16 protein-coding genes are annotated in these 14,985 nt (G+C 75.7%); 10 read left to right on the forward strand and 6 right to left on the reverse strand.

All coding sequences use genetic code 11. The features are described from left to right. Positions 1–96: 96 nt before the first annotated feature. Complete coding sequence (locus ACZ3J7_RS34965) at positions 97–765, reverse strand: pyridoxamine 5'-phosphate oxidase family protein (protein ID WP_465627438.1); 669 nt, start codon at positions 763–765, stop codon at positions 97–99. 34 nt (positions 766–799) lie between these two features. Here ACZ3J7_RS34965 and ACZ3J7_RS34970 point away from each other — a divergent pair, with 34 nt between their 5' ends. Continuing rightward, positions 800–2,116 (forward strand): aminotransferase class I/II-fold pyridoxal phosphate-dependent enzyme, encoded by a 1,317-nt coding sequence (locus ACZ3J7_RS34970; protein ID WP_465627439.1) that lies wholly within the window; start codon positions 800–802, stop codon positions 2,114–2,116. 164 nt (positions 2,117–2,280) lie between these two features. Further along, a complete protein-coding gene (ykgO, locus tag ACZ3J7_RS34975) occupies positions 2,281–2,403 on the forward strand; it encodes a type B 50S ribosomal protein L36 (RefSeq protein WP_014139854.1) in 123 nt (40 codons plus the stop codon). Positions 2,404–2,483: 80 nt separating this feature from the next. On the opposite strand, the gene ACZ3J7_RS34980 is transcribed toward ykgO, so the two are convergent. Beyond that, positions 2,484–3,842, reverse strand: coding sequence for an NAD(P)/FAD-dependent oxidoreductase (locus ACZ3J7_RS34980; protein ID WP_465627440.1), 1,359 nt, complete (start codon positions 3,840–3,842; stop codon positions 2,484–2,486). Between the two features lie 255 nt (positions 3,843–4,097). On the opposite strand from ACZ3J7_RS34980, the gene ACZ3J7_RS34985 reads away from it, so the two are divergent. The 4 genes from ACZ3J7_RS34985 to ACZ3J7_RS35000 all read left to right on the forward strand — a co-directional run bounded on the left by ACZ3J7_RS34985 (position 4,098) and on the right by ACZ3J7_RS35000 (position 6,817). Continuing rightward, on the forward strand, positions 4,098–4,853 hold the full coding sequence (locus tag ACZ3J7_RS34985) for a HipA family kinase (protein WP_465627441.1): 756 nt from the start codon (positions 4,098–4,100) through the stop codon (positions 4,851–4,853). Beyond that, positions 4,853–5,257, forward strand: a complete 405-nt coding sequence (locus ACZ3J7_RS34990) for a DUF3037 domain-containing protein (protein WP_465627442.1) — start codon at positions 4,853–4,855, stop codon at positions 5,255–5,257. Before ACZ3J7_RS34985 ends, ACZ3J7_RS34990 begins: the two co-directional genes overlap by 1 nt. 106 nt (positions 5,258–5,363) lie before the next feature. Continuing rightward, positions 5,364–5,840, forward strand: coding sequence for a MarR family winged helix-turn-helix transcriptional regulator (locus ACZ3J7_RS34995; protein WP_465627443.1), 477 nt, complete (start codon positions 5,364–5,366; stop codon positions 5,838–5,840). 29 nt (positions 5,841–5,869) lie between these two features. Next, positions 5,870–6,817, forward strand: coding sequence for a DUF2797 domain-containing protein (locus tag ACZ3J7_RS35000; protein WP_465627444.1), 948 nt, complete (start codon positions 5,870–5,872; stop codon positions 6,815–6,817). Positions 6,818–6,828: 11 nt separating this feature from the next. On the opposite strand, the gene ACZ3J7_RS35005 is transcribed toward ACZ3J7_RS35000, so the two are convergent. Beyond that, a complete protein-coding gene (locus ACZ3J7_RS35005) occupies positions 6,829–7,185 on the reverse strand; it encodes a DUF6204 family protein (protein ID WP_465627445.1) in 357 nt (118 codons plus the stop codon). Between the two features lie 173 nt (positions 7,186–7,358). Between ACZ3J7_RS35005 and purB the strand changes: the two genes are divergently transcribed. Then, on the forward strand, positions 7,359–8,789 hold the full coding sequence (gene purB / locus ACZ3J7_RS35010) for an adenylosuccinate lyase (protein ID WP_465627446.1): 1,431 nt from the start codon (positions 7,359–7,361) through the stop codon (positions 8,787–8,789). Positions 8,790–8,922: 133 nt separating this feature from the next. Here purB and ACZ3J7_RS35015 read toward each other — a convergent pair whose 3' ends face one another. After that, positions 8,923–10,431 (reverse strand): MFS transporter, encoded by a 1,509-nt coding sequence (locus ACZ3J7_RS35015; protein WP_465627447.1) that lies wholly within the window; start codon positions 10,429–10,431, stop codon positions 8,923–8,925. Positions 10,432–10,514: 83 nt separating this feature from the next. Continuing rightward, positions 10,515–11,441: an AurF N-oxygenase family protein gene (locus tag ACZ3J7_RS35020; RefSeq protein ID WP_465627448.1), complete on the reverse strand. Its 927-nt coding sequence runs from the start codon at positions 11,439–11,441 to the stop codon at positions 10,515–10,517. A 142-nt stretch (positions 11,442–11,583) separates the two neighbouring features. Between ACZ3J7_RS35020 and ACZ3J7_RS35025 the strand changes: the two genes are divergently transcribed. Next, positions 11,584–12,582, forward strand: a complete 999-nt coding sequence (locus ACZ3J7_RS35025) for a PHP domain-containing protein (RefSeq protein ID WP_465627449.1) — start codon at positions 11,584–11,586, stop codon at positions 12,580–12,582. A 222-nt stretch (positions 12,583–12,804) separates the two neighbouring features. Beyond that, positions 12,805–13,302 carry a VOC family protein gene (locus tag ACZ3J7_RS35030; protein WP_465627450.1) on the forward strand — a complete coding sequence of 166 codons (498 nt, stop codon included), beginning with the start codon at positions 12,805–12,807 and terminating at the stop codon, positions 13,300–13,302. Between the two features lie 6 nt (positions 13,303–13,308). Here the strand turns inward: ACZ3J7_RS35030 and ACZ3J7_RS35035 are convergent, their stop codons facing one another. After that, entirely contained in the window at positions 13,309–14,103 is a 795-nt protein-coding gene (locus ACZ3J7_RS35035) for a tyrosine-protein phosphatase (protein WP_465627451.1), read from the reverse strand. A 278-nt stretch (positions 14,104–14,381) separates the two neighbouring features. Between ACZ3J7_RS35035 and ACZ3J7_RS35040 the strand changes: the two genes are divergently transcribed. Next, positions 14,382–14,948 (forward strand): DJ-1/PfpI family protein, encoded by a 567-nt coding sequence (locus tag ACZ3J7_RS35040; protein WP_465627452.1) that lies wholly within the window; start codon positions 14,382–14,384, stop codon positions 14,946–14,948. The last annotated feature ends 37 nt before the right edge of the window (positions 14,949–14,985 follow it).

A 14,985-nucleotide genomic window follows, 5' to 3' on the forward strand; every position in this document is an offset into this window, starting at 1 on the left:
TGCAGATGTCGCAATCCACACCGAGCCAGAAGGCCCTCACTCATTTCAAGATCGCCAGACCGTGAACCCCGTCACCAACCTCCGTGGTCAGTACAGCTAGCGCGCCGCCGACAGGTACGCGGGCGGCTCGGCGCCGGCGGCGGTGTGCGGCGAGGCGACGGGCGCGCCGTACGCGAGGGTGACCGGGACGACGCCCGCCCAGTACGGCAGGTCGAGGTCCTCGGGCTCCTCGTTGACGCCACCGGTGCGGGTCTTGGCCGAGACCCGGTCCAGCTCCAGCCGGATCACCGCGGTGGCCGCGACCTCCCTGGCATTGCCCGGGCGGCAGTCGGCCGAGCGGCCCGGCACCACCTGGTCGACGATCGCGTCCAGCGCCAGGCGCAGCTCCTCGGGGTCGGTGACCTGGTACGCGGTGCCGTGGGCCACCACCGAGCGGTAGTTGGCGGAGTGGTGGAAGGCGGACTTGGCCAGCACCAGCCCGTCCACGTGGGTGACCGTCACGCAGACCGGCAGGCCCTGCTCGTCCCGGGCGCCGCGCAGCGGCCGGCTGCCGGTGGAGCCGTGCAGGTAGAGGCGGTCGCCGACCCGGGCGTACAGGGTGGGGAGCACCACGGGGGCGTCGTCCCGGACGAAGCCGAGGTGGCACAGGTAGCCAGCGTCCAGGATCGCGTGCACCGTCTCCTCGTCCCAGGCGGCGCGCTCCCTGGAGCGGGTGGGGGTGGTGAGCTCGTCGCGGGTGTACGACCCGCCGGTGCGGTCCGACATGACAAATCCTCTGCACTAGTGCATAATCTACTTTGTGCTAGGAGAGTATCGGATCACCGGTCGGCGGGCCAGCGAGATTGCCGCCGACGTCGAACGCGCCGTCACCGCAGGGGAGTTGGCCCCCGGAGCGGCCCTGCCCCCGCTGCGCGACCTGGCCGCCGAGCTGGGGGTGAACCCCAACACGGTGGCCGCCGCCTACCGCCTGCTGCGCGAACGCGGCGTGATCGAGACCGCCGGGCGGCGCGGCAGCCGGATCCGCCCCCGGCCCGTCACCGCGCCCCGGGACCAGGCCCGGCTGCCCGTCCCGCCCGGCGCCCGGGACGTCTCGGACGGCAACCCCGACCCCGCCCTGCTGCCCCCGCTCGGCCCGGCGCTGGCCGCCGCGGCCGCCGGCCCCCCGGTCCTGTACGGCGACCCGGTCGCCGAGCCCGAACTGCTCGCCGCCTACCGCGCCGAGTTCCGCGCCGACGGCGCGCCCGAGGGCGAACTCGCGGTCTGCTCCGGCGCGTTGGACACCATCGCCCGGGTCCTCACCGCCCACCTGCGCCCCGGCGACGCGGTCGCCGTCGAGGACCCGGGCTGGGGCAGCGTGCTCGACCTGCTGCCCGCGCTCGGCCTGCGCGCCGTCCCCGTCCCGGTCGACGACCAGGGCCCGCTGCCCGGCCCGGCCGCCGCCGCCCTCGACCACGGCGCCCGCGCCCTGATCGTCACCAGCCGCGCCCAGAACCCCACCGGCGCCGCCCTCACCCCCGAGCGCGCCGCCGCCCTGCGCGCCGTGCTGGCCGCCCGCCCCGCCACCCTCCTGATCGAGGACGACCACGGCCACGGCATGGTCGACCAGCCCTTCCAGTCCCTCGCCACCGGCACCGTCGCGCACTGGACGCTGGTGCGCTCCGCCGCCAAGGAGCTTGCCCCCGACCTGCGGGTCGCCGTCTGCGTCGGCGACGCCGACACCGTCGCCCGGGTGCTGGGCCGCCAGCGCCTGGACGCCGGCTGGGTCAGCCACCTGCTCCAGCGCGCCGTCCTCGAACTGCGCCGCCACCGCCCCGCCCCCGCCCCCGTCTACCGCGCCCGCCGCGAGGCCCTGCTCACCGCCCTCGCCGCGCACGGCGTCCGGGCCCACGGCGCCAGCGGCCTGAACGTCTGGATCCCGGTCCCCGACGAGACCGCCGCCACCGCCGCCCTGCTCCACCGGGGCTGGGTCACCGCCCCCGGCGCCCGCTTCCGGCAGGACTCCCCGCCCGGCATCCGGATCACCGTCTCCACCCTCGCCCCCGACGAGGCCCCCGCCCTCGCCGCCGCCGTCGCCGCCGTCCTGACCGCCCCGGCGGCCGGCTCCCGGCTCACCTGAGCGCCCAGGCCCCCCGCGCCGATCCACCTGCTGCGCCCGCGCCCGGGCCCGAGTCGGCGCCCGCGCCCGGGTCGGCCCTGTCGGGTGTCATGTCCGCGTGGAATAACCGGCGGTCCACCCCGGTTGCAGTCCCCGGGGGACGAACGACCAGGAGAGGACGGCCCATGCGCATCCGAAACTCGCTCCGCTCGCTGAAGGCCAAGCCCGGCGCGCAGGTGGTCCGCCGGCGCGGGCGCACCTTCGTGATCAACCGGAAGGACCCGCGCTTCAAGGCCCGCCAGGGCTGACCGGCCCGCGCGGAGGACGAAGCGGAGGGGGCCACCACTTCCCTGTGGTGGCCCCCTCCGCCGCTGTCTCCGCCGCGCGCTCAGCCCTTGGCCAGCAGCGCCTGCGCGTGCTCGCGGACCTGGTCGCGGGACAGGTACGCGTCGGTGTACTCGAAGTCGCGCAGCCGGGCCGGCTGCCGGGCCAGGAAGCCGGTGCGGACGAAGTCGTCGCCCGCGGTGGCGTTGAGCAGCCAGTTCGCCGCCGTGCGGTACTTCGCGGCGTTGGTGCGCATCGCCATCACGTGGTAGCCGCGGGCCACCGCCTGGGCGGGCGCGCCGTGCAGCTCCACGCCCAGCGGCTTGGAGACCGCGTCCTTGCCGCCGAGGTCGACCACCAGGCCCAGGTCCTTGTGGAAGTACGGCTCCAGCGGCTGGTTGCGCAGCGCCGCGACCAGGTTCTCGGCGACCCGCTTGCCCTGCCGGGCCGAGTGCTGCGCGGTCGGCGGGCAGACGGCGCCGTCGCCCTTGGCGAGGTCCGGCACGGCCGCCGCGTCGCCGAGCGCGAACACGCCCTCGAACTGCGGCACCCGCATCTCCGCCGTCACCGCGAGCCGTCCGCGCACCGTCTCCGCGTCCAGCGTGCCGACCAGCGGGGAGGCGGCCACGCCGGCCGTCCAGATCAGGGTCCGGCAGGGCAGCGACCGCCCGTCGGTGAACTTGACGCTCTCCGGGCCGACCTCGGCCACCGACACGCCCAGCGAGACGTCCACGCCGCGCTTGCGCAGGATCTCCATCGCGGTGGTGCCGAGCTTGTCGCCGAGTTCGGGCATCAGCTTCGGCGCGATGTCGATCAGGTGCCACTTGATCAGCTGCGGGTCCAGCCGCGGGTAGCGCTTGACCGCGGCCGTGGTCAGCCGCTGCAGGCAGGCCGCCGTCTCGGTGCCCGCGTAGCCGCCGCCGACCACCACGAACTGCAGCCGAGAGGCCCGCTCGTGCTCGTCCATCGACGCGGACGCCAGGTCGAGCTGGGCGATCACGTGGTCGCGGATGTACGTGGCCTCGGCGAGCGTCTTCATGCCGCGCGCGTAGTCGGTCAGCCCCGGGATGTCGAAGGTCCGGGTGACGCTGCCCGGCGCGAGCACCAGGTAGTCGTACTTCTGCGCGACCACCTCGTCGGTGATCTTGCGGACCACGGCGACCTTCGACCGCGGATCGATCCCGATCGCCCCGCCCGGCACGATGTGGGTGCGCCGCAGCGTGCGCCGCAGCGAGATCGCCACCGACTGCGGGGTCAGCACCCCGGCCGCGACGTGCGGCAGCAGCGGCAGGTACAGCTGGTACGAGAACGGCGTGACCAGGGAGATCTCCGCCTCGGAGGGGGCGAGCTTGCGCTCCAGGCGGCGCGCGCACTCCAGTCCGGCGAAGCCGCCGCCGATGATCAGGATCCGAGGTCGTTCCATCTTCATCCCCTACTGTGTGCGGGTCCGAGCAGGTCCGTGAGTGGCAAGGACGACTGTTGGCCACACTCGCACGGGGTAACGGCGGGTGCATCTCCAACGGTCTCCGGGCGCCTGCCCGCCCGGCGCCGGACCATGCCCCCGCCCGCTGCCCGCCCGTCGCTCGCCCGCGCCCCGCCCGGCGCCGGAGCGCGCCCCGCCCGCCGCCCGGCGACGACCCCGGCCGTGCCCCGCCGTGAGGGCCGCTAGGCTGTCCGGATGCTCTCCGAGGTGACGGCCGTCCGCTACGCGACGCCGCTGCGCGAAGGCGGTTCGATGCCCGGCCTGGTCGAGGCCGACGACCGCCGCCTGTACGTCCTGAAGTGGGTCGGCGCGGCCCAGGGCCGCAAGGCGCTGGTGGCCGAGGTGCTGGCCGGCGAACTCGGCCGCGGGCTCGGCCTGCCGGTGCCCGAACTCGCCCTGGTCGACCTGGACCCGGTGCTCGCCCGCAGCGAGCCCGAGGTGCAGATCCAGGACCAGATGCGGGCCAGCGGCGGCACCAACCTCGGCATGGCGCACGTCTCCGGGGCGCTCAACTTCGACCCGCTCTGCTTCGAGGTCGACCCCGACTTCGCCGCCCGGGTGCTCTGGTTCGACGCCCTGATCGGCAACGTCGACCGCTCCTGGCGCAACCCCAACCTGCTGGTCGCGGCCGGCGGCCTGCGGCTGATCGACCACGGCGCCAGCCTGATCTTCCACCACAGCTGGCCGGGCGCCGAGAAGTGGCGCCGCAAGCCGTACGACGCCTCCGACCACGCGCTGCGGCACGCCGCGGGCCGGCTGCCGGCCGTCGACGCCGAACTCGCCGCGCTCGCCGAGCGCGCGCTGCCCGCCGCCGTCGCCGCCGTCCCCGACGTCTGGCTGACCGACGAGCCCGGCTTCGCCACGCCCGCGGACGTCCGCGCCGCCTACACCGCACAGCTCACCGCCCGCCTCGCCGGGCCCCGCGACTGGCTCCCGGAGGTGGCGTCCTGATGGAGGACCGGACCGCGCCCGAACGACCCCGCCACGACTACGAGTACGCGCTGATCCGGGCCGTCCCCCGGGTCGAGCGCGGCGAGTGCGTCAACATCGGCGTCCTGCTCTACTGCCGGGGCGCCGAGTACCTGGGCGCCCGCACCCACCTCGACCAGGGGCGGCTGCTCGCCCTGGACGCGCTCGTCGACGTCGCCGGGGTGCGGCGCGCGCTGCGCGGCATCGAGGCGGTCTGCGCGGGCGGCGAGGCCGCCGGCCCGGCCGCCCGGGACAGCGCCGGACAGCGCTTCCGCTGGCTCACCGCCCCGCGCAGCGCCGTCGTCCAGCCCGGCCCCGTGCACACCGGACTGACCGCCGACCCGGACGTGGAACTGCACCATCTGTTCGACCGGCTGGTGCTCTGAGCGCGCGCCGGCCACCCGCCGCGCACCGGTCGGCCACCGGACCGGCAAACTACTTGCCCGACTCAACACTGGAGTCACTGAAACGAATGGGCGTACCCTGACCGCCATGGGCAGCAGCACAGGCACCGGCACCGCCGGCACCGCACCCTCCACCTCCACCGACGAACTGATGGAACGCATCGCCGCCGTCGGCACCGCCTACTTCCATGACTTCGCCGCCGCCGCGGCCCGCCACGGCCTCAACTCCTCGCAGGCCAAGGCGCTCAAGGCGGTCCTCGAACCCGTCCCGATGCGCGCCCTGGCGGGTCGGCTCGGCTGCGACGCCTCCAACGTCACCGGCATCGTCGACCGCCTCGAAGCGCTCGGCTACGCCCGCCGCGAAGCCGCCACCGCCGACCGCCGGGTCAAGATCGCCACCATCACCGACCAGGGCCGCGCCGTCCTCGACCTGATCCGCGAGGACATGACCCGGGCCCGCGCCGCCTTCGACAGCCTCGACCCCGGGCAGCGCACCGCCCTGGTCGGCCTCTGCGACCAGGTGCTGCCGCTGCTGCTGCGCCCCTGCGCCCCACCGCCGCAGTGACTGTCGGTGGCGTGCCGTACGCTCACCGGATGCACCAGGAGCAGCAGCAGGAGCAGCGGGAGCAGGGCAACGGCTGGACCGCCACGGGGCTGCGCTGGCACGACGGCACGCCCCGGCTCACCGCCACCGACGGCCGCGAGCGGCACGACCGGCCGGTCGCCGACGGCACCCCCGTCGCCTGGCGGATCACCGGCCCGCGCCGCTGCACCGGCGCCCACACCGAGCGCGGCCACCGCCCCTGCCCGCACCGCGCCACCGTCCCGGCCGAGGGCACCGTGAGCCAGTGCCCGGGCTGCCAGAACGCCGACCGCGGCCTGCAACTCGCCCGGGACCGGATCCTCGACGACGGCCGCGCCTACCGCCTCTACCTCGCCTGGTTCGGCGAGGGCCTGCTCAAGGTCGGCCTCACCGCCGAGGAGCGCGGTACCGTCCGCCTGCTCGAACAGGCCGCCCTCACCTGGACGTTCATCGCGCACGGCCCGCTGCCCGCCGTCCGCCGCGCCGAACTCGCCCTGGCGCACGCCAAACTGGCCCGCGAACGGATCCCGGCCGCCGCCAAGTACCCGGCCTGGTGGAGCCTGCCCGCCCCCGGGCAGCGGCACGCCGACCTCACCGCCGCCCGCGCCCGCGCCCACCACCTGCTCACCGAACGCGGCCACGACCAGCTCACCCTGCTGACCGACCACCCCGTCACCGACCAGGTCGAGCTCTACGGCCTCACCGACGGCGCCCCCGACCACTACCAGCAGGTCAAGGCCCTCACCGACGGCGCCCGGCTGACCGGCCGCCTGCGCCGCCCGATCGGCGGCCACCTCTTCGTCGACCGCCCCGACGGCCCCCCGCTGCTGCTCGACACCCGCCTGCTCACCGGCTGGACGCTGCACGCGGAACCCGACGCCCCCGACGCCCCCGGCTGCGACGGCCTCGCCCTGGTTCCCAGGACCAGGCCCGCCGCCGAGCAGGACACCCTGTTCTGAACCGAGCGGCCTCAGCCCTTCCTGCGGGCCTCCTGCTTCTGCCGCGCCCCCGGCGCCGCCAGCGCCATGTCCTGCGCCTGCGACTTCAGGTTCTTGTAGCCGTAGCCGCGGTCGGTCAGCCACAGCTCCGCCGCGGTCTCGGCCCGTACCGACGCCGCCACCACGTCCTCCTCCGCCTCGCCGTGCTCCAGGAAGCGGAAGGTGAAGAACGGGCGCGCCGCCAGGTCGTACGTCAGGTGCCCCTCCTCGGTGAACTCCGCGCGCAGCACGTCGTGCTCGGCGGCCGCGGCCTGCAGCTCGGCCCGCTGCCCGTCGGTCAGGGCGTCGAAGGATCCGCGGACCGTGATCCGGAAAGTGCGCTTGGTCATGCCCGGACCCTAACCCGCCCGCCCCCCGCCGCTCACCCCGGTTTCCGGTCCGCGCGACCCGAGGCCGCCCACCCGGACCCGCCTCCCGCCGTCCGCCCGGACGCGACCCGCGGCCGTCCGCCCGGCGGACGCGCTTCGTGCTGGCCCGACCTCGACTGTTAGGCTTGCGAAACGTGAGCGCGAAGCCCAAGATCCCCAATGTCCTGGCCTCCCGGTACGCCTCGGCGACCCTGGCCCAGCTGTGGTCCCCCGAGCACAAGGTGGTCCTGGAGCGCCACCTGTGGCTGGCCGTCCTCAAGGCGCAGCAGGACCTCGGCATCGAGGTGCCGCCCACCGCGATCGCCGACTACGAGCGGGTCGTCGACCAGGTCGACCTGGCGTCCATCGCCAACCGCGAGAAGGTCACCCGGCACGACGTGAAGGCCCGGATCGAGGAGTTCTCCGAGCTCGCCGGGCACGAGCAGATCCACAAGGGCATGACCTCGCGCGACCTCACCGAGAACGTCGAGCAGCTGCAGATCCGCCAGTCGCTGGAGCACGTCCGCGACCGCACGGTGGCCGTCCTGGTCCGCCTCGGCCGCCTCGCCGCCCAGTACGGCGAGCTGGTCATGGCCGGCCGCTCGCACAACGTCGCCGCGCAGGCCACCACCCTCGGCAAGCGCTTCGCCACCGCCGCCGACGAGGTCCTGGTCGCCTACGTCCGGCTGGAGGAGCTGATCGCCCGCTACCCGCTGCGCGGCATCAAGGGCCCGGTCGGCACCGCCCAGGACATGCTCGACCTGCTCGGCGGCGACGCCGACAAGCTCGCCGAGCTGGAGCGCCGGGTGGCCGGCCACCTCGGCTTCGAGAACGTCTTCACCTCGGTCGGCCAGGTCTACCCGCGCTCGCTCGACTACGACGTGGTCTCCGCCCTGGTCCAGCTCGCCGCCGGCCCGTCCAGCCTGGCCAAGACCATCCGCCTGATGGCCGGCCACGAGCTGGTCACCGAGGGCTTCAAGGCCGGCCAGGTCGGCTCCTCGGCGATGCCGCACAAGATGAACACCCGCTCCTGCGAGCGCGTCAACGGCCTCGCCGTCATCCTGCGCGGCTACGCCTCGATGACCGCCGAGCTCGGCGGCGACCAGTGGAACGAGGGCGACGTCTCCTGCTCGGTGGTGCGCCGGGTCGCGCTGCCGGACGCGTTCTTCGCCTTCGACGGCCTGCTGGAGACCTTCCTGACCGTCCTCGACGAGTTCGGCGCCTTCCCCGCCGTCATCGAGGCCGAGCTCGACCGCTACCTGCCCTTCCTGGCCACCACCAAGGTCCTGATGGGCGCGGTGCGGGCCGGCGTCGGCCGCGAGGCCGCGCACGAGGTCATCAAGGAGCACGCGGTGGCCGCCGCGCTCGCGATGCGCGAGGGCGCCCGCGAGAACACCCTCGTCCCGGGCCTGGCCGCCGACCCGCGCATCCCGCTCGACCACGCCGCGCTCGACGCGCTGCTGGCCGACCGCCTCTCCTTCACCGGCGCCGCGGCCGCCCAGGTCGGCGAACTCGTCCGCCGCATCGAGGAGGTGGCCGCCGCCCACCCGGAGGCCGCCAAGTACGCTCCCGGCGACATCCTCTGACGATCCGTCAGCGGTGAGCCGCGGTCGGCCCGCCCCGGAGAACTCCTCCGGGGCGGGCCGTCGCCGTTCAGCGCGCCGCCGTTCAGCGCGCGCCGCCGTCCGGGCTTCGCCGCCGTTCGGGCCTCGCCGCCGTTCAGCGCGCGTCGCCGCCCTGCTGCGGGTGGATCGGGGGCGTGGTCGGGGCGCAGTACCAGTCGCAGTCCGGTTCGGCGACCGGGTGCGGCGGGGTGAGGGCGTCGGCGCGGACGGTGGCGAAGGCCAGGACGGCACCGGTGGCGAGCAGGGCGGCGCAGATCAGCATGGCGGTGGTGAAGGCGGAGTCGACCTCGGCCGGGACGCGGTAGGCGTCGCCGGTCAGACCGGCCAGCGGGGGGATGGCGGCGACCGCGAACAGGCCGGCCGCGCGGGCGGCCGCGTTGTTGACGCCGGAGGCGATGCCGGCCCGGCGGACGTCCACGGCGGCCAGCACGGTCGCGGTCAGCGGGGCGACCAGCAGCGTCATCCCGGCGCCCTGCACGGTGACGGCGGGCAGCACGTCCAGCCAGTAGTTCGCGCCGGGCCCGATCCGCAGCATCAGCAGCACCCCGGCGGCCACCAGCAGCGGTCCCGCGGTCAGCGGCAGCCGCGGCCCGACCGCCCGGCCCAGCTTCCCCGCCCGGCCGGAGAACAGCAGCATCAGCACGGTGATCGGCACCAGCGCCACGCCCGACAGCAGCGGGGTGAACCCGGCGACGATCTGCAACTGCACGGTCAGCAGCAGGAACACCGCGCTGAACGCCCCGTACACGCAGAGCGTGACCAGGTTGACCGAGGTGAACAGCCGGGAGCGGAACAGCGACAGCGGCAGCATCGGGTTCGGCGAGCGGTGCTCGACCAGCACGAACGCCCCGGTCAGCGCCAGGCCCGCCAGGCCGGCCGCCAGCGCGCCCGGGGTCAGGCCGGAGCCGGCCTCGGTCAGCGCGTAGGTGATCCCGGCCAGCGCGAGCGCCGCCAGCAGCGCGCCGAGCACGTCGAAGCGGCCGGAGGCGTCCGGGTCCCGGCTCTCCGGGACGTGCCGGGCCGTCACCGCGACCACCACGGCGGCCAGCGGCAGGTTCAGCAGGAAGATCCACCGCCAGCCGGGGCCGTCCACCAGCCAGCCGCCCAGGAACGGCCCGACCGCCGCCGCGACGCCGCCCAGGCCCGACCAGGCCCCGACCGCGCCCGCCCGGTCCTCCTCGGCGAACACCGCCTGCAGCATCGCCAGCGAACCCGGCGTCAGCAGCGCCCCGCCCACGCCCTGCAACGCCCGTGCCAGCACCAGCAGTTCGACGTTCGGCGCGGCCGCGCAGCCGGCCGAGGCGAGGGCGAACCAGCCCACCCCCAGCAGGAACACCCGCCGCCGCCCGTACCGGTCGCCGAGCGAGCCGCCGAGCAGGATCAGCGCGGCCAGCGTCAGCATGTACGCGTTGACCGTCCACTGGAGGGCGGACAGGTCCGCGCCCAGCTCCTCGCCGATCCGCGGCAGCGCGACGTTCACCACCGTGCCGTCCAGCATCGCCATGCCGGAGCCCAGCGCCGTCGCCGCCACCACCCACCGGCCGCGGCCCGTGCCGAGGCGGATCGAGCCGCCGTTCCCGCTGCCGTTCCCGTTGTCGCTCACGCTCCGAGTCTCGGGCAGCGGGGCCGGGGGAGGAGGGGCGGCGCGCGGGCGGCCGGCGGCCGGGGCAGGCGGGGCGGGCGGGCTCAGGGCAGCAGTGCGGCGCGGCGCCAGGCGCGGGCGGTGGCCGGGGTGAGGACGCCCAGGTCGGCGAAGAACTCCAGCGCCTTGCGGGCCCAGTCGATCCGGGCCTGCCGCCAGTGCGGGTTGGCCTCGGCGGCGCGGCGGGCCTCGGCCGGGTCGAGGCCGGACAGCGCGTACACCCGGGGGTGCACCAGTTCGGCGACCGCCTGCCGGGCCAGCAGCGCCAGCGCCCGCCGGAACAGCGCCCGCCGGGCCGGGGTCATCGCGGACCAGCGGCGCTCCAGCTCCGGTTTGGCGTAGCCGATGTGCCGGGCCTCCTCGACCACGTGGATCCGGGCCACCGAGCGGGCCAGCGGCTGGAGCGACTCGTCGCGGACCATCTCGCGCTGCATCGCGTCGGTGAACTCCTCGACGAAGATCGCCCCGGCGAAGGTCATGGTGGTGTCGTTGAGCAGGAAGTGCAGCCGGCCGAGCCGGTCCGCGCGCCGGGTCGGCCGGGCCGAGGGGTAGCCGGTCGCGGTGATGTAGCGGGCGAACATGGTGGAGTGCCGGCACTCGTCGGCGACCTCGGTCAGCGCGTACTGGGCGTGCCCGGTGGTCAGGTCGCCCGCGTAGACGTGCCGGATCAGGCCCTCCATCAGGACCAGCTCGAACCAGATCCCGGCGGCCGTGGTGGACGCGAACTGGTGGGTGCTCAGCCGGGCCCGCCCGCGCTCGTCCAGCCGCTCCCACAGCGGGGTGCCGTACAGCGCGACGCGGTGCGCGGGCAGCGCGTAGTGGTCCGGGTCGACGGGGGCGGACCAGTCGATCTCGGTGAGCGGGTCGTACGAGTGCCGGGCGGAGGCGCGCAGCAGGCGGGCGGCGTTCAGCTCGCGGTCGGCGTTGCGCTGCCGGGCGGGGGTCTGCGGCGGTACGGCGGTGTCGGACACGGGCGGGCTCCGGAGGGTGGGGGGCGGTGGGGCTCCGGGACGAGTAAACCAATGAGACAGAGTGTCAACAAGGGGTTCGGGCAGATCAGCGGCCGCGCCCCGTCCGGGTGCGGCCCCGCCCGGCCCCGCGCAGACTGGCCGCATGGACCCGGTCACCGCCCTGGAACGCATCGCCTTCCTGCTGGAACGCGAACTCGCCGCCCCGCGGCGGATCGAGGCCTTCCGCACCGCCGCCGAGACCGCCGCCGCGCTGCCGGCCGAACCGATCGACGCGGCCCGGGCCGAACGCCTCCCCGGCGTCGACGCCGTCACCGCCCGGGTGATCGCCGACGCCTCGGTCGGCCGCACCCCCCGGTACCTGCTGGAGACCGAGGCCCGCGCCGCCGCCGGACCCGCCCCGACCGCGGGCGCGATCCGCCTGCGCGAGAAGCTCCAGGGCGACTGCCGCCTGCACTCCGACTGGTCCGCCGGCACCGCCCCGGTCGAACGGATGGCCCGCACCGCCCGCGCCCTCGGCCACCACTGGGCCGTCCTCACCGACCGGGGCCTCGCCCCCGACCGCCTGCGCGCGCAGCTCGACCTGATCGAGGAGCTCAACCCCCGGCTCGCCCCGTTCCGCCTGCTCACCGGCACCGAGTGCGCGATCCGCCCGGACGGCACGCTCGACCAGGACGAGGACCTGCTCGCCCGCCTGGACGTGGTCGTCGCCACCGCCCACCCCGACCAGGACCAGGACCCCGACCCGGACCCGGACCCGGACGCGACGACCCGGCGGCTGCTCGCCGCCGCCCGCAACCCGCTGGTCGACGTCCTCGGTTCCTGCACCGGCCGCCGGCTCGGCGAACGGCCCCGCCCGCCCGCCGAGTTCGACGCCGACGCGGTCTTCACCGCCTGCCGCGAACACGACACCGCCGTCGAGATCAACTGCCACCCCGACCGCCGCGACCCGCCCGACGACCTGCTGGCCCGCGCCGCCGACCTCGGCTGCCTGTTCGCGATCGACACCGACGCGCGCGCCCCGGGCCAGCTCGACCGGCAGCTCGACGGCTGCGGCCGGGCGGCGGCGCTGGGGCTGGACGCGGAGCGGGTGATCACGGCCTGGTCGGTGGACCACCTGCTGGCGTGGGCGGGCGCGCGCTGAGACCGGGGGTGACGTGCTGTCAGCGCCGGTCGGTACGCTGCCCGGATGACTGATGTGCACGAAGTGGTGGGGATCAGGCCGTTGGCGTTCCACGCGGCGGGCGGAACCGAGGACTGGCGGGTGCTGGGGTAGGGGGCCTGCGCCTTCTTCCGGACGGGGTCGTTCGAGGCCGGGGCCCGGCTGGTCGGGGCGATCGGCGAGGCGCTGGCCGGCGTCGGCACGGTGGACGCGGACCTGCGGCCGGAGGGCGTGACCGTCCGGCTGATCGAGGTCGGCGCGGAGTACTACGGCCTGACCGAGCGGCACGTCGAGCTGGCCCGGCTGGTCTCGGCCACCGCCCGGGAGCTCGGCGCGGTCGCGGACCCGGCCGGCCTGCAGACCGTCCAGGTGACGGTCGACGCGCTGGACGTGCCCGCCGTGGTCGCCTTCTGGCAGGCGCTGCTCGGCTACCGGGACCGCTCCGGCAGCCCGGAGGACCTGATCGACCCGGCCCGGCGCGGCGCCCCGTTCTACTTCCAGCGGATGGACGAGCCCCGCCCGCAGCGCAACCGGGTGCACGTGGACGTGTGGGTCCCGCACGACCTTGCCGAGGCCCGGATCGCCGCCGCGATCGCCGCCGGCGGCCGCCTGGTCACCGACGAGCACGCCCCCAACCACTGGGTGCTGGCCGACCCGGAGGGCAACGAGGCCTGCGTCGGCGCGGCGGGCGCCGCGGGGTGAGGGGGTTCAGGCGGTCAGGCGTTCGCGCAGGCTGTCCAGGGTGTCGTCCTTGAGCCCGAGCCCGGCCCGGGCGTAGCTCTCGACGTCGCCCCACTGCTCGGCGAGCGCCTCCAGCGCGGCGGCCAGGTACTCGGCGCGGACGGAGAACACCGCCTCCGCGATCTCCGGGTCGCCGCCCGCGGCGACGAAACGTTCCACCAGCGGGGCGTACCGGGTGCGGACCGCCGGGTCGACCGACAGGTACTCGGTGCGGACGGTCTCCTCGTCCGCACCGAGCAGCAGCAGGACCAGGGTGGCGCCCCAGCCGGTGCGGTCCTTGCCGGCCGTGCAGTGGAACAGCACCGGCCCGCCGCCCTGGTGGGCGAGCGCGGTGAGCAGCTGCTTGTAGGCCTGCCGGGCCGAGGCCGAGGTCACGAACGCCCGGTAGTCCGCGCGCAGCGCGCCCGCCGCCCGGCCGCCGCCCAGCGCCCGGTTCGCGCCGGACGGGTCGGCGAGCGCCGAGGCGAGCGCGGCCGTCGCGCCGCTGCCCGCCCCGTCCGCCAGCACGTCCGCGACCAGCAGGTGCGCCCCGCCCGGGACGCGGTCGGGGAAGGCGGCCCGCTCGGCGGCGGTGCGCAGGTCGACCACGGTGCGCACGCCCAGCGCGTCGAACAACGGGTCGGCGGCCGGGTCGAGCCGGTCCAACTGGCCCGAGCGCAGGGCGACTCCGGACCGGACCCGGGCCCCGCCGGGCAGGTCGATGCCGCCGAGGTCGCGCAGGTTGGCGACGGTGGCGGCGTCCACGAGGTGCGAGTGCTGCATGACGGCCTCCCTGGTGCTGGAACCCGTGCGAACGGGCGGACCCTGCCAGCACGCTAGGCGCGCCCCGGGCGGGTCGCCCCCGGAGTACCCCCGCCCGGGCGGACCGCCGCACCGGACGGGGGAGCGGGCACCCCCGGCCGGGGGAGCGCACGCCCCGGCGGCGCGCCGCGCCCCGCGCGCCCCTTGATTGACACGGCGTCAGCGGGCAGGGTGGGCTGCGCCCGGCCCCGCGGGGGCGCGGGCGGTGCCCGGCACGAGGAGAGGGACGGAACCCCCGGATGGCAGCGAAGATCCTGATCATCACCGGTGACGCGGCGGAGTCGCTGGAGGTGTTCTACCCGTACCAGCGGCTGCTGGAGGAGGGCTACCAGGTCGACATCGCCGCGCCGACCAGGAAGACCCTGCAGTTCGTGGTGCACGACTTCGTCCCGGGCTACGACACGTACACCGAGAAGGCCGGCTACACCTGGCCCGCCGACCTGGCGTTCGCGGACGTCGACCCGGCGCAGTACGTGGCGCTGGTGCTGCCCGGCGGCCGGGCGCCCGAGTACCTGCGCAACGACCCGGAGGTGCAGCGGATCGTCGCCGCGTTCGTCGAGGAGGACAAGCCGCTCGCGCAGATCTGCCACGGCCCGCTGATCACCCTGCGGACCGGCTCGCTGGCCGGCCGGCGCACCGCCGCCTACCCGGCGCTGGAGCCGGATGTGGCCGCGGGCGGCGCGGACTTCGTGGACGGCGACGCGGTGGTCGACGGCACCGTGGTCTCCGCCCGCGCCTGGCCGGACCACCCGTCCTGGATGCGCGCCTTCGTCAAGCTGCTGCGCGAGAAGGCCCCGGTCGAATAACCGCCCCCGCGCCGGGGTGTCGCCTTGCCCGCCCGGC

The organism is Kitasatospora sp. NPDC015121, assembly GCF_055562955.1.

Bases quoted from the DNA above. Each gene is read 5' to 3' on its own strand.
- ACZ3J7_RS34965 (WP_465627438.1), bottom strand. From the start codon at position 765: ATGTCGGACCGCACCGGCGGGTCGTACACCCGCGACGAGCTCACCACC.
- ykgO (WP_014139854.1), top strand. From the start codon at position 2,281: ATGCGCATCCGAAACTCGCTCCGCTCGCTGAAGGCCAAGCCCGGCGCG.
- ACZ3J7_RS34980 (WP_465627440.1), bottom strand. From the start codon at position 3,842: ATGGAACGACCTCGGATCCTGATCATCGGCGGCGGCTTCGCCGGACTG.
- ACZ3J7_RS34985 (WP_465627441.1), top strand. From the start codon at position 4,098: ATGCTCTCCGAGGTGACGGCCGTCCGCTACGCGACGCCGCTGCGCGAA.
- ACZ3J7_RS34990 (WP_465627442.1), top strand. From the start codon at position 4,853: ATGGAGGACCGGACCGCGCCCGAACGACCCCGCCACGACTACGAGTAC.
- ACZ3J7_RS34995 (WP_465627443.1), top strand. From the start codon at position 5,364: ATGGGCAGCAGCACAGGCACCGGCACCGCCGGCACCGCACCCTCCACC.
- ACZ3J7_RS35000 (WP_465627444.1), top strand. From the start codon at position 5,870: ATGCACCAGGAGCAGCAGCAGGAGCAGCGGGAGCAGGGCAACGGCTGG.
- ACZ3J7_RS35005 (WP_465627445.1), bottom strand. From the start codon at position 7,185: ATGACCAAGCGCACTTTCCGGATCACGGTCCGCGGATCCTTCGACGCC.
- ACZ3J7_RS35025 (WP_465627449.1), top strand. From the start codon at position 11,584: ATGGACCCGGTCACCGCCCTGGAACGCATCGCCTTCCTGCTGGAACGC.
- ACZ3J7_RS35035 (WP_465627451.1), bottom strand. From the start codon at position 14,103: ATGCAGCACTCGCACCTCGTGGACGCCGCCACCGTCGCCAACCTGCGC.
- ACZ3J7_RS35040 (WP_465627452.1), top strand. From the start codon at position 14,382: ATGGCAGCGAAGATCCTGATCATCACCGGTGACGCGGCGGAGTCGCTG.